The following is a 19,023-nucleotide window of genomic DNA, read 5'->3' on the forward strand; positions in this document are numbered from 1 at the left end:
TCATTATTATTTAGTAAATAATAACTCTCTATATTTTGTGAGTGGCCACAACTCGTCATCCACCAACAATTCTAACTTATCGCAATGGTATCTAATATCATCAAATATTGGTTTAACTTTATGACAGTAGTCTATTGCTTTTTTAGTTTCGTCTTTAATAGAGTTAGCTTTTTTACGCGCTTCGGTCATTTTTGTAACATTAGAATTAATGTTAGCTATATGACCTGAGATTTCCTCTATTAAATTTAGTTGCTCTTGGGCTAATTTTTTAAAGTCGTCACCATAAATGTCTTTTAACCCTTTAACGTTATCAATTAATAGGTTTTGATATCTTACCGCTGTAGGTACAATGTGGTTTCGAGCGATATCACCTAAAACACGTCCTTCTATTTGAATACGCATAGTGTATTCTTCTATTTCAATTTCATATCGTGCTTCAGCTTCTACGGTATTCATTACACCTAGTTCCTCAAACAATTGTAATGTTTTTTTAGAGACTCTAGCTTGCAATGCTTCCGGAGTGGTTTTATTATTACTTAACCCACGCTTTTTAGCTTCTTTCTCCCAAGCTTCTCCATAACCATTACCTTCAAATAATATAGCTTTAGATTGTTTAATATATTCTCTTAACACATTAAAGACAGCATCGTCTTTTTTCATGCTCTTTTTATCTATTAACGTATCTACTTCTGCTTTAAAATCTATAAGCTGTTTAGCAACAATAGCATTTAAAACCGTCATTGGATTGGCACAATTTGCTGTAGAACCTACTGCTCTAAATTCAAATTTATTCCCTGTAAAAGCAAAAGGAGACGTACGATTTCTGTCTGTATTATCCAATAACACGTCAGGTATTTTACCAACGACGTTAAGTTTAAGGTCTGTCTTCTCTTCTGGAGATAACTTACCATTGGTTACATTTTCTAATTCGTTTAATGTCGCTGTTAATTGCGCTCCGATAAATACAGATATAATCGCTGGAGGCGCTTCATTTGCACCTAATCTGTGATCATTACTTGCAGATGCTATGGATGCACGTAGTAATTCTTCATTTTCATGAACCGCTTTTATAGTATTAATAAAAAACGTTAAAAACTGAAGGTTGCTCATAGGTGTTTTTCCTGGACTTAATAAATTAACTCCAGTATCTGTACTTAAACTCCAATTGTTATGTTTTCCAGACCCATTAACTCCAGCAAAAGGTTTTTCGTGAAATAAGACTTTAAAATTGTGTCGGTCTGCAATTTTATCCATCACATCCATTAATAGAGAGTTGTGGTCTACTGCTAAATTAGCTTCTTCGTAAATTGGCGCTAATTCAAATTGATTTGGAGCTACTTCGTTATGCCTAGTCTTTACAGGAATACCTAGTAACATGCATTCGGTTTCTAAATCACGCATAAAAGACATGGCACGATTAGGAATGGTACCAAAGTAATGATCATCTAATTGCTGACCCTTAGCAGGAGAATGACCTAACAATGTACGACCCGTTTGTACTATATCAGGTCTTGACATGGCTAAATCACGATCTATTAAAAAATATTCTTGCTCCCAACCTAAGGATGCATTTACTTTTTTGACATTTTTATCAAAATATTTACAGACTGCAACTGCTGCACTATCTACAGCTTGTAATGCTCTTAACAAAGGAGTTTTGTAATCTAAAGCTTCGCCTGTATAAGCTACAAATACAGTTGGTATACATAAGGTAGTACCATAAATAAAGGCTGGAGACGTTGGATCCCAAGCGGTATATCCTCTTGCTTCAAAGGTGTTTCTAATTCCACCATTTGGAAAACTTGATGCATCAGGTTCTTGCTGAACCAATTGTCCACCACCAAATTTTTCAATTGCCAGACCATTACCTATAGTTTCAAAAAATGCATCGTGTTTTTCTGCGGTAGCACCTGTTAATGGTTGAAACCAATGCGTATAGTGAGTAGCTCCTTTAGAAATTGCCCACTCTTTCATTCCTGTAGAAATATGATCTGCTATAACACGATCTATTTTTTTTCCATATTGAATGGCGTCCATAACACCTGCAAGCGCCTCTTTTGTTAGATATTGACGCATAATTGCCTCTCCAAATACATTGGACCCAAAAATCTCAGAGCGACGCTGCTTCTCTTTAATTACTAAGGGTTTGTGTTTTAATGATTCTTTGATTGCATGAAATCTTAATGTTGACATATCTTCTTTTTAATTTATTATTTTACGAAATTACAAATTTTTATATACCTAAAATGTTATACCCTAAAAAAAACAGGGTTATTAACAATGTTTTAATAAAAATACATTTTAGACCCTTGTTTTTTTATGGGTGATTTTAAAATTATTCTATATTTGCTGAAATTAATACCAAAACGAATTTTTATCATGAGTAAATCTAAATTAGAGTACATCTGGCTGGATGGTTACTATCCAACACAAAACATGAGAAGTAAAACTAAAGTTGAGAATGATTTTAGTGGAAAATTAGAAGATTGTCCAATTTGGTCTTTTGACGGAAGCTCAACTAAGCAAGCGTCAGGTGGATCTTCAGATTGTCTTTTAAAACCAGTAGCTATTTATCCAGATCCAGCAAGAAGAGATGGTTATTTAGTAATGACTGAAGTTTTAAATGCAGATGGAACACCTCACGTATCTAACGGAAGAGCAACTATTGAAGATGAAGATAATGACTTCTGGTTTGGATTTGAACAAGAGTATTTTATCATGGATACCAAAACACAACTACCTTTAGGGTTTCCTATTGGTGGATATCCTGCGCCACAAGGAATGTATTACTGTTCTGTAGGTGGAAAAAATACACATGGTAGAGATTTAGTTGAAGAACATGCAGATTTATGTATTGATGCTGGTTTAAATTTTGAAGGTATTAATCAAGAGGTTGCTTCTGGACAATGGGAGTTTCAATTATTTGCTAAAGGTGCAAAAAAAGCAGGAGACGAAATCTGGATTGCAAGATACCTATTGGATAGATTAACAGAACAATATGGTTACTATATAGAATATCACCCAAAACCATTAGGTAAAGATATGGACTGGAATGGATCTGGTATGCATGCCAACTTCTCTAACTCTGTTTTAAGAACATGTGGAAGTAAAGAAACTTATGAAAAAATTTGTGAAGCGTTTAGACCTGTGGTAAAAGAGCACATTGCTGTTTACGGTGAGTTTAACGACCAACGTTTAACAGGAGATCATGAAACTGCATCTATAGATGACTTTAGCTACGGAGTTTCAGACAGAGGAGCTTCAATCCGTATTCCAATTATTACAGTAGAAAAAGGATGGAAAGGTTGGTTAGAAGACCGTCGTCCAGCTTCTAATGGTGATCCATATAAAATTGCAGGACGAATTATAAAAACTGTTAAATCTGCTAATATTAGCTAGATTAATTATAGTTAAATCCAAAAAAAAACGCTTTCTAAAATTAGAAAGCGTTTTTTTTTATTATTTAATAAATAGGTCTCAAATAACAGATATAATTATTCTATTTTAATCATTTCTTGCTCTACAGTAAGACCTTCAGATACTGTTCTGCATAATATCTTGTTATTATTGATTTCCATAATTTCTATTACAAACTTTGTCCCAATTAAAAGATCCAATTTTGAATCATTTACTGCTATATAAATCATTTCATATTTACAGTCATTTAACCAATTTATTTTACTAGTTAATTCCCAACCAAAATTAGGATAATAATCTATTTGTAATGTGTCTTTACGTATTGTAATTAAATCTGAGTAATCTGGGTTTGTATATTTAAATTTACCAACTTTAAAATTTAAGCATTCTTTGTCTTGAGCCTTACCTGTTAAAGCCAATAGAAAGATTATTATAGGTAAAAGGTTTCTCATTATTTACAAACAGTTATCAATTTTATTTTTTAGATACAAAATTTTACCCTTTAAAAGCTATAAAAATAAAAATCCCATAGATTAACACTAATCCAAAGCCTTTCATTTTACCTATTTCGTGTTGTTTAGGTAATAATCCTAAAACTAATACTGATGCTGCAAAAATGAGCATCCAAAAAATATCTCGAGATAAGATTAATGGTTCTGTAACTGGAATTACTTTTATCATAGACGTCAGTCCTAAAACCGAACCAATATTAAAAATATTAGACCCAATTAAATTACCTAAAGAAATTGCTTTTTCTTTTTTAGCTGCAGCAATTACAGATGCTGCAAGTTCTGGCACACTGGTACCAATTGCAATCATGGTGACACCAATAACCGCCTCGCTAACACCTAAACTTGTAGCAATTTCTGTTGCACCTTTAACTAACCACTCACTACCAAAATACAATGCAGTTGCACCGATTAATAACCAAATTATAATTTTAAAATTGGACACCACTGACAAAGCATCATCAACCTCTTCTAAATCGTCAGTAGATTTTTGAGTTTTAATTAGATATATAATAAAGATAATTAACCCTATAAACAGCACTGCACCTTCAATAGCTATTAGTTGATTGTCATTCCACAGAAAATAGTACAATGCTATTGAAAACAACATCATAACTGGCCAAGTTAACTTATAAAAAGACTTATCTATAGCTATTGCACCAACAATTGCAGTTATACCTAACACCAAACCTATATTGGCAATATTAGATCCTACCACATTGTTGATAGCAATTGCTGGAGAACCTTTTAACGCTGCTTGTAAACTAACTAAAAGCTCTGGTGCAGAGGTTGCAAAAGACACAACCGTCATACCAATTACAATTTTAGATATGTTAAGCTTAAACGATAAGGCTACAGAAGACCGCACTAAAAACTCTCCTCCTACTACCAATAGCACAAATCCTAGTATTAAAAAAACAACACTCATAGATTAATTTTTTGCGAAGATACATTTAGAATTTTTATTAGATAAACTCCATTTCCATTTTTTCGCTGATGCGGAAACAATCTTGAAGAAAACTAAAAAAATAGTTAAAAAACTATATTTTTAGTTATATAACTATTTTTTTAGTTATGTTTGTGTTTAAGACATTCATATAAATCTGAAAAATGCAAAAACTAACAAACAAAGAGGAAGAAATCATGCATATTTTATGGAAGCTAGAACATGCTTTTGTTAAAGATGTTATGGCAGAAATAAAAGAAGACAAACCGCATTACAACACATTGTCTACCATGATTAGAAATCTTGAAGACAAAGGTTATGTTAGCTATGAAGCTTTTGGAAAAACGCATCGTTACTACCCTATTGTTAAAAAAGAAGACTATCGCAAAAAATTTATGAATACTGCTATTGACAACTATTTTAATAGCTCTTATAAAAACGTCGTGTCCTTTTTTGCAAAAGAAGAAAAAATTAGTGTTGACGAGCTAAAAGAGATAATTCGTTTAATTGAAAAACAAGATTAATTATGGATTATATTTTAAAATCTTCTGCAGTTATTATCCTATTTTATGCTTGCTATAAATTGTTTTTACAACGTGAAACTTTTTTTCAGGCTAATCGTTGGTTTTTGTTAATTGGATTAATAGTTTCGGCTTGTATTCCTTTAATTGTTATTCCAAATTATATAGAAATATTGGAAATCCCTGAACAAACTATTATTGCAAATAGTGCTACACATACTATACAACAATCAAGTTCTTCTTTTGATATATATAATGTGTTGTATTGGATTTATGTTATTGGTATTTTAGCATGTAGTACAAAACTTGTTATAGAGATTAGTTCTCTTGCTTTTCAACTTTACAACAAACCCTATAAATCATTTCAAAATTTTAAACTTATTGAAACCACCAATAAGGTCTCACCGTTTTCATTTTTTAACTGGATAGTTTATAACCCAAGTCAATTTAATAAAGAGGAATTGACTCATATTATTAACCACGAAAAAATCCATGTTAAACAACATCATTCTATAGATACCATTCTAGCACAATTGGCCTGTATCGTTTTTTGGTTTAATCCTTTTACTTGGTTATACAAAAAAGAAATACAACAAAACTTAGAGTTTATTGCAGATCAAAAAGCACAAAATAATGCCGATTGCGATGTAAGTTACCAACAAGTATTGCTAAAAGCAACTGTACCAAATTATCAATTAGCTATAGCTAATAATTTTTATAATTCACTACTCAAAAAACGAATCATTATGTTACACAAATCAAAATCAAGTACCTTAAAAGCCTGGAAATTTTTATTAATACTTCCAGCACTAGCTTTATTTTTAATGAGCTTTAACACCAAAGACGTATATGTTACTAACCCTAAAACAGACACAAAAACATTACCAAATACGTTAGGCGAGATTGAAGTTTTAATGATAAACAAAAACACAACTGATGCTGGCTTAACCAAAGCTGAAACAGAATTTAAAGACAAAGGGGTTACACTAAAATTTAAAGGTGTTAAAAGAAACTCAAGTGGAGAAATCATTGCAATTAAAATTACTGCTAAGTCTTCAACATCTAATGCTAACTTTAGTTTAGATTCTGACAACCCTATTCAACCTATAAAAATAGTGTTTGACAAATCAAAAGATAGTATTTCGATTAGCAATGGAAAGGCTTCACATGATAAAGACTACTATTTTACTAGTAAAGATGACCACACTAAAATTTTAACCCAGAAAAAAGGAAACAATGTTTTTGTTTTTTCTTCCAATAATGATAGCATCCAACATGAGGATGTCAAAATTATAATTAAAAATGATGCCGACACAACTAAACGTCATGCGCTTGTTTGGAAAAGCAAAGATTCAATTCATTTAGATTATGAAGATTTAGAAGACGAACAAATTATTATTATGGACGGGACCGATGGTAAAAAAATGAAGGCCAGAATTGTTACAAAGTATATAGACTCTGATTCTTTATGGGTTGAAAAAACACACGATAGCATTCATGTTTTAAAGCTTAAAAATGCTGATGTATCTGATAAAAACACATTTATTATTAAAAAAGAAATAACTAAAGATGGTCTAAATAAAAATGAAGATTCTAATGTGTTTATAATAAAAGACAATGACGATAAAACCGTTAAAAAAAGGATAAAAATTAAAAACTCTGATGACACTAAATTTACTTTAAGAAGTAGTAATGGTGGAACTCCGCTCATCATTATAGATGGTAAAGAAGTTGCAGAAGACCAACTAAAATCTTTAGACCCAGACCGTATTGAAAGTATGAATGTTATAAAAGGAGAGGCTGCGTTAAAGCTTTATGGAGACAAAGGAAAAGATGGAGTTATTGAAATTAAAACTAAAAAATAATACCAATTATATACAAACAAAAAAGACCTTCAATTGAAGGTCTTTTTTTTATTTTAAATTATACTTTATTCAACAATAATCTTTTTAATTAAGCTGTCGCCTTCTGCTTCAATTTTAACAAGATATAAACCACTTGCTAATTTTAAATCTACATAGCTATTGTTAATTATGGTTTGGTTTAACACTGCTCGACCTTCCGAAGAAAAAATAGCAATATCATAATTTTGTTTGTTACCAGAAATAAATAATTTATCGGTTACTGGGTTTGGATATACCTTAATGGTTTCAGTATTAAAATCTGTTACACTTAAGGGCTGACTCCAAGGGTTTCCCATTTGATTACCCCAAATATACTCTACTAAATCTGGTTGATCAATAAAAGGGTTACGGTTAAATTGCCAAGTGTAAACCACGTTGTTTCTGTTCATTTCATAATCGTCAGGTGGATCATTTCTATGCCAATCTAAAATGGTAGCTAAATCTCCCATTTGACCTGTGGTTGTTGGAAAACCATTAACCACACTTAACCCATTATATCTAATTTGCATGTACAATACACTTCTAGCAACATCGCCTTTAAAACTTCCTGCGTTACCTGTAGGACCATTATATTGACCATAATGCTGATTACCTCTTGAACTGTTTTCTGGTCCATCTGCTGCACGTAAAGCATGCGCATCACTATTACCATGTCTTAGTGAATCTGCTGTTGTATTCCAAAACACGTCTTTACCATCTCTAACCTCATCTAAGTCAATACTATTATAACCTGCTAACGATCTAGGGAAGGTGTGTTCTCTATTCCATGTTCCAACATTATTAGATGTGGTTTGATAATCTAATTTTGCTCGACCTTGTTCTGTATAGACTAACCATACCTGATTGCTATTGGCTGGATTTTGATCGGCTTCTTCTAATATATCAATCACATCATTATAAGTTTGTGCTCTAACCACACCTTCTTCAGCAATAATATCTTGTAAAGCTTGTTCTAAATTAGTACCAGAGAGACCATCTAAACTATCATAATAACCTGCTGGTTGCGTACTTTGCACTGTTAAAGGTGCTGGATTAAGATTTGGATAGGGTTGACTTGTTGGAACACCAAAAGACGCCATAGTAAAGTCGTTATCAACTACTCTAACCTCGATATTATTATTTAAAGCTAAATACGCTGTTGGTAATGCAGACACAACTATCTTTAAAACCTCGTCTCCTTCATCTGCAGTGTCATCTATTAAATTAATAGTTGTAGAGACTGAGTTTTGACCAGTTGGAATGGTTAACGATGTATTACCAGAATAATCTGAAGTATTAAAACCACCATTATTTAAAGTAAAACTAAAATTTAAATCAGAGTCTACATTTTGCTCTGTGGAAAAGTCAATATTAAAAGTATCGCCTTCGTTGTATTGCGTTTGAGCTACTGCAATTAACATTCCGTTTAACACAATACCACTACCATCGTTTAACGCTCTAGGTGTTGGAGTTGTAGAAGTATAAGTAATGCTATTTGGGTTACCTAAACCATCATCAAAACGCTGTATAGAATTGGTGTTATTTCCTGACCCTTCATTGATTTGCTCTGAAACACCTAATAATGCCATTAAAACAGTATCGTCTGCATCACTAGTATCATAACATAAGGCATCTACTAAATTAGTTTGTGTCGCGAGTGTTCCGTCAGGAAAATCTGTATCGTTACCTAAATAAATAGCAACTGCATCTGCACCATTTTGAATAGTATTTGCTGGTATAATTAATTGTGGAAAAGGGGTTACTGTATTACTACCAATTAGTAATAATCCATTGACATCTGTGGTATAACCATCTAAATCTATTGTAAAATAACTAGAATCTCCACCAGAAGTTGACCCATTAAAAAATACTAATACATAACCATCAAGTGGGAAATTGGGAGTATCTGATAATAATTCGACAAACTCTTTATCATCAATACCAGGTGTGTCACAATCTAATTCGTTAATTACAACTTGAGAAAAACTTACTGTTGTAAATAAAAATAAGACTAACACTAATACACTTTTCATAACATCTATTTTTTGCAAATATAGTATTTAATGTTGGTCTAAATTTTAATGGGTAATTAATTAACTTTTATAAATTGAAAAAACAAAAACCATAAATTTTAAACTTTTTTTAATGAAAATCCCCTTGCATTATAATTCAGTGTAAAAAAAGCCCCTACATTTATTTCAATTTAATACTTTTTTCTAATTATAGAATTACATATTATAACATAATTGAAGACAATAATTAAATTATTAAAACATATAACGTTTTATTACTTATAAAAGTAAAGTCAAATATATAGATTTAAGACATTTTATTTGGTAGTTAATATTCAAAAAATATATCTTCAAAAAACAATCCTGAAACATGGATGTATTATTAACCCTTAAAACTTTACAATTATGCTAACCCTTGCTAAACTAATAGTCGATATTTTAACATCGACTATGCTTTAAACCAAAAATGTAAAACTTAGTCTAGAATAAGTTTTACTATTTTTAAAATCTAAAGCTATATTTGGCAAACACATAATTAAAGAATAATTTTGAGGAAATAACTAATAATGAAAAAGCAAGTATTTAAAGTATTAGCAAAGCTTAATAAGTTGCTACTTCCAAGCTTTACAAAGCAAAAATTAGACCTAAGCAAAGCCACTAAATTACAGATGGCTATTTTTGGTTGGAAAGTATATGTGACAAAAAATGCATTAGACTAATTTTAATTGTCATAAAATTTTGATGTTTATATAAAAAAGAAATATATTTGCACCCACAAAAAAAGGCCTCGTGGCGCAACTGAATAGCGCACTTGATTACGGCTCAAGAGGTTACAGGTTTGAATCCTGTCGAGGTCACTTTATTAAAATCCAATTAACTGATATTAAGTTAATTGGATTTTTTGTTTTCAAAGCGATGCTTTGATAGAAATGAAATCCTTTTTAACAAGACTATAAAAAAAGCAAGCTAAATATTAGCTTGCTTTTTTTAGTTGTATTAGCTACATTTAGTACTATTATTAAATTATAGTATCATGAAAAAAAACATGGGAGCTTTAGATAAAAGTCTAAGAGTGTTAGCTGCTGCAGTTATTGCCTTATTGTACTTTCTAGATGTCATAACCGGAACAACAGCTTATATATTAATGGCTGTAGCTATTATATTTTTAGTGACAAGTTTTATTAACTTTTGCCCATTATATACCATTTTAGGTGTTAACACATGTAGAACAAAATAAAAAAAGAGCCTTTTATAAAGGCTCTTTTTTTTAAATAATTTCTGCACTAAGTCCTGCATCAAGCAACATGGTGCACCTTGGTTCTAATTCTTCATAAACACCTGTTTTGACAGTACATTTACCTTTGTAATGCACCAAAATAGAACACTGCTCTGCTTGTTCTGGTGTATGGTCGCAAGCATAAATTAGCGTGTCTATAACATGATCAAAAGTGTTTACATCATCGTTATATAACACAATTTCGTTGTTTTTTTGTTCTAATGTGTCAACGTCGTGTTGTTCTTGTATTTTTTCTCTGGTACTCATTAGTACTTTTTTTTTATAAATGTAAAAAAATATTAGAGATAAAAAAAGGCTTTTGTCGTCACAAAAGCCTTTTTAAATTGCATTATTATATTAACTAGTACATGATTTGTAATCCATTAATATCATCAATTCCAAACTCTCCATCTTCGTTACTACTAAAGCAAGCTAGCATTACAGAGTTATTAGGATCATTACCACCTAAATCAATAGCTCCAATAGACCCTTCTCCTTCATTTACATTTTGACCACAACTAGCTCTATTAAACCAATCTGTATGTCTAAATCCTACAGAGTGACCAATTTCATGTGTAATAACATGCTCTACAACATTAGTATCATAATTATCTAAACCATAAATCTGAACAAATTTGTAAGGGTTACCATTACTTGGAAAACCTGCAGATCCACCTGCTCCAGATTGATTAGGGTTATGATACACTACCATATCTTTATTAGAGTAATTAGTACCATAAGATAATTGGAATGAAATAGACACACCACTTAAGGCATTGTAATTATTTACAGCCCATTGCAAAGCAGTTCTTTCTTTGTTAGAAAGCCCATATCCGCCACCACCTGTGTAGCCAATAATAGTAATGGTTTTACCTTGAGACACTAAATTGTTGGTACGGTAATTTCGACCATTTTCAGAGACTTCATCAAGTGCTAAAATTTCTTCTTCACTCATATAAATATCTCCTTCCATTTCTATCATCTCTTTGGTAGTTCCATCTGGTAGGTAATAATCAACTAATTTTACATTATTAGTGTTTATCTGTGCATTTGCTAATTTTTCTATAAGTTCTGCAGAGACTTCTTTTGTTTGGGACATTTCTTCGTCTGTAATACTACTTTCGTCTTTTTGACAAGATTGTAACCCTAAAATAAAACATAGGCTAGCTAAAGCCATAAATTTAATTTTCTTCATTTTGATTTGAATTTTAAATTAATAAATGGTTTGCTTTACGTAAAATGTTTCACACAAATTTAAAAGTTAGTTTAAGGAATTTGCTATTAATCTTATGTGAGATAATTATCAGGTTAAAGATAATTAATTGTAAAATTAGTTTGTTGTGGTTTTAACCGCAAACAGTAGGATTACGAGTTTTTTTCTGTTAAAATTTTATGTTATTCGTCGAAAATTTTAAAGAAGAAATTGTTTAGTCTTTATTAAACTTAAGGGCTACCCAATTATTTCTTTTTAAAGTGTCTTTTAAAAATAGCTGATGAGCATTACATTCTTTTTCTATTAAAGGAATATCTGTATCATAAAAACCACTTAAGTACAAGCTACCCTTTGGATTTAAACAAGCTGCATAGGTTTTAATATCGTTTAAAAGGATATTACGATTAATATTAGCAATTACTACATCGTACTTTTTACCGGTTAATAAAGAAGCATCTCCTTCTGAGACCGAAATGTGTTTGCAATTATTACGTTCTACATTTTCTAAACTATTTAGGTAACACCAATTATCTATATCTATAGCATCTATTGCGTTAGCGCCTTTCATCTCTGCTAAAATTGCAAGTACTGCAGTACCGCAACCCATATCTAAAACAGATTTGTCTTTAAAATCATTTTTTAGGATATGCTGTATCATCATGTGTGTGGTTTCATGATGTCCTGTACCAAAACTCATTTTTGGCTCTATAATTATTTCGTATTGTGTATCAAACTGGTCATGAAATGGTGCTCTAACTGCACAGATATCATCTACAACTATTGGATTAAAGTTTTTTTCCCATTCTGCATTCCAATTAGTTTGTTCAATGTCTTCATATGTGAAGGTTATTTCAAATTCGTTTGAATTTAAAATTTGGATATCTTCTAAAATATCTTCTCGCCACTCTTCTTTTTGGATGTAGGCTGTCACACCATCTTCAGTTTCTACAAAACTTTCAAAGCCAGCATAACCTAGTTCTGCTATTAAAATTTCGGTTGCTGGTTCTATGGGTGTTACTTTAAAATAATATGCTATATATATATTATCTGACATGATTGATTATTGAATTACGAATTATGAATTACGATTGACTATTTACTAGCCTTATATGTTTACCTAAAGCATTGGTTAGTGCGTTAGCGATAGTAGCGACATCCTTTTTTGTGCGCGCTTATGCGCAAAAAAGATATAGTGGATAGCGCGACCTTTATCCTGATCTTAAATCAGGATAAGGGTAACGCCCAAAATTTTATTTTTAAAATGAGTTGACTATGGCGTAAAAATCTTCTGCGTTAAGTGATGCGCCTCCAATTAATCCACCGTCTACGTCAGGTTTAGAGAAAATCTCTTTAGCATTTGCTGGTTTTACGCTTCCACCATAAAGGATAGTCATGTTATCTGCAACGTTGTTTCCGTATTGGTTTTCTAATGTTTTTCTGATGAATTTATGCATGTCTTGTGCTTGTTCTGGACTAGCAGTTTCACCAGTTCCGATTGCCCAAACAGGCTCGTAGGCTAAAACAATATTTTTGAATGCTGATGCGTCTAAATGAAACAGTGCATTTTTAATTTGAGCTTCTACAATTGCTTCTTCGTTTCCTGCTTTACGGTCTGCTAACTCCTCTCCAAAACAGAAAATGACACGGATTTCGTTTGCTAATGCAGCATCTACTTTTTTGGCTAAAATTGCATCGTCTTCGTTAAAGTATGCACGACGTTCTGAATGTCCTAAAATAACCGTTTGGATCCCAACACTTTGCAACATCTCTGCGCTAACTTCTCCTGTATAAGCACCATTTTTAGCAAAGTGCATATTTTGTGCTATCACTTCTATATCGTCTTGTCTTAACGCTTCAAACGCGTGCCATAAATTAGTGAAAGATGGCGCTATCATTACTTCTGCTTCAGACGTTTTTATTTGTTTTTTTAAATCAGAAATCAACATTTGTGTTTCTGATAATCCGTTGTTCATTTTCCAGTTTCCTGCTACTATGTTTTTTCTCATATTAATTCCTGCGAAAGCAGGAATCTCTGCTTTCTTATTGATTAAACTTCTTTTTTATTTATGACCTAACCTTACTAGTTAAGGTATTTGGTTTATTTTTTGACTTTTAATTATCTACTAAGAGATTCCTGCCTACGCAGGAATGTTATTCCAATTTAACCTTAGGATCCAACCACGTATAGATAATATCCACAAAAATATTAATTATAATGAAGAGTAACGCTATAATTAACACAGATCCCATAATTACTGGTAAATCTAAAGTGTTTAATGCATTAACAATTTCTTTTCCTAATCCGTTCCAACCAAAAATATACTCGACAAACACAGCACCTGCTAACATGCTAGCAAACCAACCAGAAATTGCTGTTACTACTGGGTTTAGCGCATTTTTAATAGCGTGTTTTTTTATTATTTGAAACTCGGATAAGCCTTTTGCTCTTGCTGTTCTGATATAATCTTGATTAAATACTTCTAATAAAGAATTACGCATTAATTGAATTACGACTGCTAATGGTCTAATCCCTAATACGATTGCTGGCAGAATAAGGTTTTTCCATTTAATGTGCATTTTTTCTCCAAAATCATCTAATTCGTAAAGGCTACCTGTCATTTCTAAATTTGTGTATTTATGTAAGATAAACCCAAATATCCAAGCAAATAAAATGGCACTAAAAAAGGAAGGCACACTCATACCTAAAGTGCTAAATATTTGTATGCTTTTATCAATTATCGTATCTTTTTTTAATGCTGAAACCACGCCTAATACCATGCCTAATACCATTGCAATTATAATTGCTGTTACTGCTAATACAAAGGTGTTTGGTAAGGTTTCTGCTAAAACCTGACTGACTTTTTTACCTTGTTTGGTAAAAGATTCGCGTAAATAAGGAAACTTTAATACTGTAATTGTATTTCCTATTGAAAACAGTGATTTTGCAGAATATTTATTCTGACTTAAATACGTGTAATCTCCTTCTGTTTTAGAGTGAAAAGATAGTGGTGATAAATCGTTTAAATAATATAAATACTGGGTTGCTATTGGTTGATCAAAGCCATACTTTTTTTTGACGATGGCTAACTGCTTACTATCTTCATTTTGACCTAACATCATTTGTGCTGGGTCACCTGGTAAAACACTAAATAATAAAAATATAACAGTGACTACTCCAAATAAAGTGAGTAATGCATAACCGATTTTATTTAGTAAATAGTTTAACAGTGGAAATGAAATTAAGATTTAGTAATGATACTCATTAATTTAGAATAAGACTTATTATCTGATTTATTAATAGAATCTAACGCATTACCTTCTAAAACTTTACTTACAACATTAGCAACTTTAATATTATCTTCTTTAACAGCCATAAATTGATCCCTTGTTACAATAACATTGTCGATTACATAAACTACTCCATCATCTGTAACTATTGGTTCTGGTCGTTCTACTTTAGGCAACTCTAGCTCGTCAATATCATTCCAATGTACTTTTTGGATAATGGTTCCCTTTTCTAGTTTTAATATTCCTGGATTAGAGCGCACAATGGTTTTTAATGCAGTTTCATCACAGAAATAATACTCATAACCTAATTGGTATTGTTGCTTTACTGCTTCAGATTCTTCTGGTCCTGAAGCTGTTAAACCAATTACATCATAACCATTAGCTAATGCTTTGTCAGCTGCTACTTTTACAGCTTTTAAGCCTTCCGTTTCGGCTTTAGCCAAATTATAATTGACAATTAGTAAAACATGGTTTCTATTTAAAATATCTTCGGTAAAATCTTCGCCATCTTTTTCAATAGAAAAATCATGAATTGGAGGCTCATAACCTTCAGAAATGGTTTTGGTAGTTACACCAACATATTTACCAGGAGACTCCGGATAAGACCCATCTGTTATGTATTGTTTTTCTGTTCCGTTTTCGTTAAAGGTCCATGTGTATTCAATAACTGGTTTTGGAGCATCATCTGGAATTATCATTTTATCTGTAATGTTATTACCAACCTTAAATGGTCTAAAATCTATGGTTGGTAAGTGCATTAACACATGATATGCAAATCCTAAGCAAGCAATAAAACTTAATAATGAAATGATAGTAGTGGTTAACTTACCAAAGAATGGTTTGATATATTTTATTCCGAAGAAAATAATTAAAATCATAATTAGTAAAACCACGTCTTTACCGAAGCTTTCCCATGGATCCATCTTCATTGCATCTCCAAAGCATCCACAATCTTTTACTTTATCATAATATGCCGAATAAAAAGTTAAGAACGTAAAAAATACAATCATTAACAAAAGGCTCCAAATTGTAAATTTGGGCTTATATCCAATAATTAAAAAGACACCTAAAAGTACTTCTAAAACGACTACAATTATTGAAATACCAAGAGCATACGGAATTAAAAATGGTAAGTCTAAAACGGTTGGACCAAAATATTCTTCTAATTTAAAAGCAAACCCAATTGGGTCGTTAAGCTTTATAAATCCTGAAATGATAAAAAATATACCAACAAATATTCTTAAAAAACCTACTATATATTTCATAATTGTAATTAAATTTCAAATTCCAAAAGCAAAATTCCAAAACCACTCATCTTAAAAATCATTTTAATTTGTTTAATATAGCTGAGAGTATTTTTCTAATTTAGTTTGCTTCTGTTATTAATGTTTCTATTCTTTTTGATTCTGCTTTATTTAAATCTTTCAAAAGCTTCAGCCAATATTCACTTTCTTTGGCTTCTTTTCTTGAAATTTTAAGTCCTTATCTCCTAGTTTTTCATTTCCTTCAATATAATTAGCTCCAACTGAACCTGATGACCTTACTAATTGTTTACCATCCTCAATATTAGAAATTGATTTACTTAAATCCCTAACTAAAAACCTACAATCCCTTGCAAACTCATAAGTCCTATCTTCCAGATTAAACGTTTTGTTTGAATTCAACTTTTGGAATTTAGTTTTTGTTATTTGGAATTTATTGTTCAGTTAAATGAATCATCGCAAATACCGCATAGTTTATCATATCTTGGTAATTAGCATCAATCCCTTCGCTAACAATAGTTTTTCCTGAGTTATCTTCAATTTGCTTTACACGCAATAATTTTTGTAAAATTAAGTCGGTTAAACTGCTTACTCGCATATCTCTCCAAGCTTCACCATAATCATGGTTTTTGTCTTGCATGAGTTGTTTAGTCGTTTTAACTTCTGCATCATATAATTTAATAGCTTCATCTACCTCTAAATCAGGCTGCTCTACAACGCCTTTTTTGAGCTGAATTAAAGCCATAATACAATAGTTAATGATGCCAATAAATTCGCTTTGCTCACCTTCATCTACTTTACGCACATCGTTTTGTTGTAAGCTTCTAATACGTTGGGCTTTTATAAAAATCTGATCGGTTAAAGATGGTAAACGTAAAATGCGCCAAGCACTTCCATAATCAGTCATTTTATTAATAAAAAGGTCGCGACACGTTTTTATTACAGCATCGTATTGTTTTGAAGTATCTTGCATAAATGATTTACTATGAATTGAAATTTGTGTAAATTTCGTTTAAATAGTTTAAAGTTCAAAAGTTGAAAGTTGAAACTTTTAAAAACAAGTCTAAAGTTAATCCTTTATCTTTATTTTTGAGCTTAAATTAACTAATTTCCATTTTTGTTTTTTGGAATTTAGGCTTTGATTATTGGAATTTTAAAAATTATGACAATTAATTGTAAAGGCAAACTTATTGATTTAAGCACTCCAAAAGTGATGGGTATTTTAAACGTCACACCAGATTCTTTTTATGATGGAGGACGTTATAAAGACGAAACCTCAATTTTAAATCAAGTCGAATCTATGCTTCAAGAAGGTGCGACATTCATAGATGTTGGTGCTTACAGCTCCAGACCTAATGCGCCTTTTGTGTCTGAAGACGAAGAATTGCAACGACTTTTACCTATTATTAAGTTGTTAGTTAACAAATTTCCTGAAAGCACCATTTCTGTAGATACCTTTAGAAGCAATGTAGCTAAACAAAGCATCCAAGTTGGAGCAGCTTTAATTAACGATATTTCTGCTGGTTTACAAGACCAAAACATGTTGCAAACAATTGCTAAATTACAAGTCCCTTACATCATGATGCACATGTGTGGTACACCACAAACCATGCAAATACTTACGGATTATGATGATTTAATAAAAGATATTAATCTTTATTTTTCAGAGCGCATTGCAAAAGCACGCGGTTTAGGAATTATCGATTTAATTCTAGATCCTGGATTTGGCTTTGCAAAAACAACCAAACAAAATTTTGAATTACTCAACAATTTTGAATTACTAAATATTGCAGATTTACCTTTACTTGCTGGTGTGTCCAGAAAATCTATGATTTACAAAACACTAAACACTTCAGCTACTGAAGCCTTAAACGGAACTACTGCTTTACACATGGTTGCCCTACAAAAAGGTGCAAAAATTTTACGTGTTCACGATGTTAAACAAGCTCAAGAATGCATCACACTTTATAATCAACTTCATGCTGAATAGAGTACTACTTATAGGATGTCTATTTTTATTGATTTCCTGTGGAAATGAAAAAATACTGCAATTACCAGAAATACAAAATGCAGAAATCACTAAGGTTTTAGACGTCTCTCCTGCTTATATTTTTTATGATGAAACTAAAGAAGATAGTGTCGAGTTAAACCGAAAAAACTTAATTATTTCTACCAATTGGTTGGTTAATGTTGATAAACGTTTGACTTTAGAGCAAGCCTTACCATCTATTATCAAGCTACAAGATAAAAAACGAAATGCGACAATGCATAAAAACAAAAACGCACGTAATTACTATACTTGTAATGATACTAGTATTAAAAATTTAGGGTTTATTGATTTTACTGAAACAGATTATATTCAAGAATCACCTTTCGATTATTATGCTAAAATCTCAAAAACCTCATTACCACCTAAGGTGTATGTTACAATTATTGATGATTTTTCAATTGAATTAACTACAAATACAATAGATTTCAAAATTATTAAAACAACTAAAAATGATTTGATTAATGAAATTAATTTAATAACAAATTCGACTAAATTAAAATTAGAAATCATTTTAAATTTTAATAAAAATTTAAGTTTTCAAGACTATATCACAATAAAGTCTGAATTATTGAAACTAAAAAAAGATTCAATTTCATTTAGTGACACTGAATTCATTTATTAACCCAATTTTACTAAATTTACCAAA

General features: G+C 31.3%; 18 protein-coding genes, 1 tRNA gene and 1 pseudogene. 8 read left to right on the forward strand and 12 right to left on the reverse strand.

The annotated features are described in order from the left end of the window. Window positions 1–6: 6 nt before the first annotated feature. Complete coding sequence (locus LY08_RS10660; RefSeq protein WP_111660436.1) at window positions 7–2,193, reverse strand: glutamine synthetase III family protein; 2,187 nt, start codon at window positions 2,191–2,193, stop codon at window positions 7–9. A 186-nt stretch (window positions 2,194–2,379) separates the two neighbouring features. Here LY08_RS10660 and LY08_RS10665 point away from each other — a divergent pair, with 186 nt between their 5' ends. Further along, window positions 2,380–3,399: a glutamine synthetase beta-grasp domain-containing protein gene (locus LY08_RS10665; RefSeq protein ID WP_111660437.1), complete on the forward strand. Its 1,020-nt coding sequence runs from the start codon at window positions 2,380–2,382 to the stop codon at window positions 3,397–3,399. 95 nt (window positions 3,400–3,494) lie between these two features. On the opposite strand, the gene LY08_RS10670 is transcribed toward LY08_RS10665, so the two are convergent. Together LY08_RS10670 and LY08_RS10675 are read right to left on the reverse strand one after the other, a co-directional pair. Next, entirely contained in the window at window positions 3,495–3,869 is a 375-nt protein-coding gene (locus tag LY08_RS10670; RefSeq protein ID WP_146603218.1) for a hypothetical protein, read from the reverse strand. Window positions 3,870–3,912: 43 nt separating this feature from the next. Continuing rightward, a complete protein-coding gene (locus tag LY08_RS10675; RefSeq protein ID WP_111660439.1) occupies window positions 3,913–4,854 on the reverse strand; it encodes a calcium/sodium antiporter in 942 nt (313 codons plus the stop codon). 182 nt (window positions 4,855–5,036) lie between these two features. Between LY08_RS10675 and LY08_RS10680 the strand changes: the two genes are divergently transcribed. Next, a complete protein-coding gene (locus LY08_RS10680; RefSeq protein ID WP_111660440.1) occupies window positions 5,037–5,396 on the forward strand; it encodes a BlaI/MecI/CopY family transcriptional regulator in 360 nt (119 codons plus the stop codon). A gap of 2 nt (window positions 5,397–5,398) precedes the next feature. After that, the gene (locus tag LY08_RS10685) at window positions 5,399–7,258 is read left to right on the forward strand and encodes a M56 family metallopeptidase (RefSeq protein WP_111660441.1); all 1,860 of its coding nucleotides are present in this window, start codon (window positions 5,399–5,401) and stop codon (window positions 7,256–7,258) included. A 65-nt stretch (window positions 7,259–7,323) separates the two neighbouring features. Here LY08_RS10685 and LY08_RS10690 read toward each other — a convergent pair whose 3' ends face one another. Then, window positions 7,324–9,309 carry an endonuclease gene (locus tag LY08_RS10690; RefSeq protein ID WP_111660442.1) on the reverse strand — a complete coding sequence of 662 codons (1,986 nt, stop codon included), beginning with the start codon at window positions 9,307–9,309 and terminating at the stop codon, window positions 7,324–7,326. Between the two features lie 545 nt (window positions 9,310–9,854). On the opposite strand from LY08_RS10690, the gene LY08_RS10695 reads away from it, so the two are divergent. The 3 genes from LY08_RS10695 to LY08_RS10705 all read left to right on the forward strand — a co-directional run bounded on the left by LY08_RS10695 (window position 9,855) and on the right by LY08_RS10705 (window position 10,525). Next, window positions 9,855–10,007, forward strand: a complete 153-nt coding sequence (locus tag LY08_RS10695; RefSeq protein WP_111660443.1) for an SsrA-binding protein — start codon at window positions 9,855–9,857, stop codon at window positions 10,005–10,007. Between the two features lie 64 nt (window positions 10,008–10,071). After that, a tRNA-Arg gene (locus LY08_RS10700) sits at window positions 10,072–10,145 on the forward strand. A 176-nt stretch (window positions 10,146–10,321) separates the two neighbouring features. After that, on the forward strand, window positions 10,322–10,525 hold the full coding sequence (locus tag LY08_RS10705) for a YgaP family membrane protein (protein ID WP_111660444.1): 204 nt from the start codon (window positions 10,322–10,324) through the stop codon (window positions 10,523–10,525). A gap of 30 nt (window positions 10,526–10,555) precedes the next feature. Here the strand turns inward: LY08_RS10705 and LY08_RS10710 are convergent, their stop codons facing one another. The 8 genes and pseudogenes from LY08_RS10710 to LY08_RS10745 form a co-directional block, all read right to left on the reverse strand. Next, entirely contained in the window at window positions 10,556–10,831 is a 276-nt protein-coding gene (locus tag LY08_RS10710) for an ATP-dependent Clp protease adaptor ClpS (RefSeq protein WP_111660445.1), read from the reverse strand. 94 nt (window positions 10,832–10,925) lie between these two features. Beyond that, entirely contained in the window at window positions 10,926–11,759 is an 834-nt protein-coding gene (locus LY08_RS10715; protein ID WP_111660446.1) for a M57 family metalloprotease, read from the reverse strand. A gap of 232 nt (window positions 11,760–11,991) precedes the next feature. Beyond that, window positions 11,992–12,831 carry a 50S ribosomal protein L11 methyltransferase gene (gene prmA, locus LY08_RS10720; RefSeq protein WP_111660447.1) on the reverse strand — a complete coding sequence of 280 codons (840 nt, stop codon included), beginning with the start codon at window positions 12,829–12,831 and terminating at the stop codon, window positions 11,992–11,994. 202 nt (window positions 12,832–13,033) lie between these two features. Further along, window positions 13,034–13,783: a triose-phosphate isomerase gene (tpiA, locus tag LY08_RS10725; protein WP_111660448.1), complete on the reverse strand. Its 750-nt coding sequence runs from the start codon at window positions 13,781–13,783 to the stop codon at window positions 13,034–13,036. A 145-nt stretch (window positions 13,784–13,928) separates the two neighbouring features. After that, on the reverse strand, window positions 13,929–15,005 hold the full coding sequence (locus LY08_RS10730; protein WP_111660449.1) for an ABC transporter permease: 1,077 nt from the start codon (window positions 15,003–15,005) through the stop codon (window positions 13,929–13,931). Between the two features lie 11 nt (window positions 15,006–15,016). Further along, the gene (locus tag LY08_RS10735; RefSeq protein ID WP_111660450.1) at window positions 15,017–16,330 is read right to left on the reverse strand and encodes a BT_3928 family protein; all 1,314 of its coding nucleotides are present in this window, start codon (window positions 16,328–16,330) and stop codon (window positions 15,017–15,019) included. Between the two features lie 100 nt (window positions 16,331–16,430). Next, window positions 16,431–16,729, reverse strand: a pseudogene (locus LY08_RS10740) (four helix bundle protein). A gap of 31 nt (window positions 16,730–16,760) precedes the next feature. Beyond that, on the reverse strand, window positions 16,761–17,300 hold the full coding sequence (locus LY08_RS10745; protein ID WP_111660451.1) for a DUF1599 domain-containing protein: 540 nt from the start codon (window positions 17,298–17,300) through the stop codon (window positions 16,761–16,763). A 189-nt stretch (window positions 17,301–17,489) separates the two neighbouring features. Between LY08_RS10745 and folP the strand changes: the two genes are divergently transcribed. After that, window positions 17,490–18,317, forward strand: coding sequence for a dihydropteroate synthase (gene folP / locus LY08_RS10750; RefSeq protein WP_111660468.1), 828 nt, complete (start codon window positions 17,490–17,492; stop codon window positions 18,315–18,317). Further along, window positions 18,307–18,999, forward strand: a complete 693-nt coding sequence (locus LY08_RS10755; protein WP_111660452.1) for a hypothetical protein — start codon at window positions 18,307–18,309, stop codon at window positions 18,997–18,999. Before folP ends, LY08_RS10755 begins: the two co-directional genes overlap by 11 nt. Window positions 19,000–19,023 lie beyond the last annotated feature (24 nt).

The sequence above is a fragment of the Olleya aquimaris genome, from assembly GCF_003259525.1.
GTDB lineage: Bacteria > Bacteroidota > Bacteroidia > Flavobacteriales > Flavobacteriaceae > Olleya > Olleya aquimaris.

Bases quoted from the DNA above. Each gene is read 5' to 3' on its own strand.
- LY08_RS10660 (WP_111660436.1), bottom strand. From the start codon at position 2,193: ATGTCAACATTAAGATTTCATGCAATCAAAGAATCATTAAAACACAAA.
- LY08_RS10665 (WP_111660437.1), top strand. From the start codon at position 2,380: ATGAGTAAATCTAAATTAGAGTACATCTGGCTGGATGGTTACTATCCA.
- LY08_RS10670 (WP_146603218.1), bottom strand. From the start codon at position 3,869: ATGAGAAACCTTTTACCTATAATAATCTTTCTATTGGCTTTAACAGGT.
- LY08_RS10675 (WP_111660439.1), bottom strand. From the start codon at position 4,854: ATGAGTGTTGTTTTTTTAATACTAGGATTTGTGCTATTGGTAGTAGGA.
- LY08_RS10680 (WP_111660440.1), top strand. From the start codon at position 5,037: ATGCAAAAACTAACAAACAAAGAGGAAGAAATCATGCATATTTTATGG.
- LY08_RS10685 (WP_111660441.1), top strand. From the start codon at position 5,399: ATGGATTATATTTTAAAATCTTCTGCAGTTATTATCCTATTTTATGCT.
- LY08_RS10690 (WP_111660442.1), bottom strand. From the start codon at position 9,309: ATGAAAAGTGTATTAGTGTTAGTCTTATTTTTATTTACAACAGTAAGT.
- LY08_RS10695 (WP_111660443.1), top strand. From the start codon at position 9,855: ATGAAAAAGCAAGTATTTAAAGTATTAGCAAAGCTTAATAAGTTGCTA.
- LY08_RS10705 (WP_111660444.1), top strand. From the start codon at position 10,322: ATGAAAAAAAACATGGGAGCTTTAGATAAAAGTCTAAGAGTGTTAGCT.
- LY08_RS10710 (WP_111660445.1), bottom strand. From the start codon at position 10,831: ATGAGTACCAGAGAAAAAATACAAGAACAACACGACGTTGACACATTA.
- LY08_RS10715 (WP_111660446.1), bottom strand. From the start codon at position 11,759: ATGAAGAAAATTAAATTTATGGCTTTAGCTAGCCTATGTTTTATTTTA.
- prmA (WP_111660447.1), bottom strand. From the start codon at position 12,831: ATGTCAGATAATATATATATAGCATATTATTTTAAAGTAACACCCATA.
- tpiA (WP_111660448.1), bottom strand. From the start codon at position 13,783: ATGAGAAAAAACATAGTAGCAGGAAACTGGAAAATGAACAACGGATTA.
- LY08_RS10735 (WP_111660450.1), bottom strand. From the start codon at position 16,330: ATGAAATATATAGTAGGTTTTTTAAGAATATTTGTTGGTATATTTTTT.
- LY08_RS10745 (WP_111660451.1), bottom strand. From the start codon at position 17,300: ATGCAAGATACTTCAAAACAATACGATGCTGTAATAAAAACGTGTCGC.
- folP (WP_111660468.1), top strand. From the start codon at position 17,490: ATGACAATTAATTGTAAAGGCAAACTTATTGATTTAAGCACTCCAAAA.
- LY08_RS10755 (WP_111660452.1), top strand. From the start codon at position 18,307: ATGCTGAATAGAGTACTACTTATAGGATGTCTATTTTTATTGATTTCC.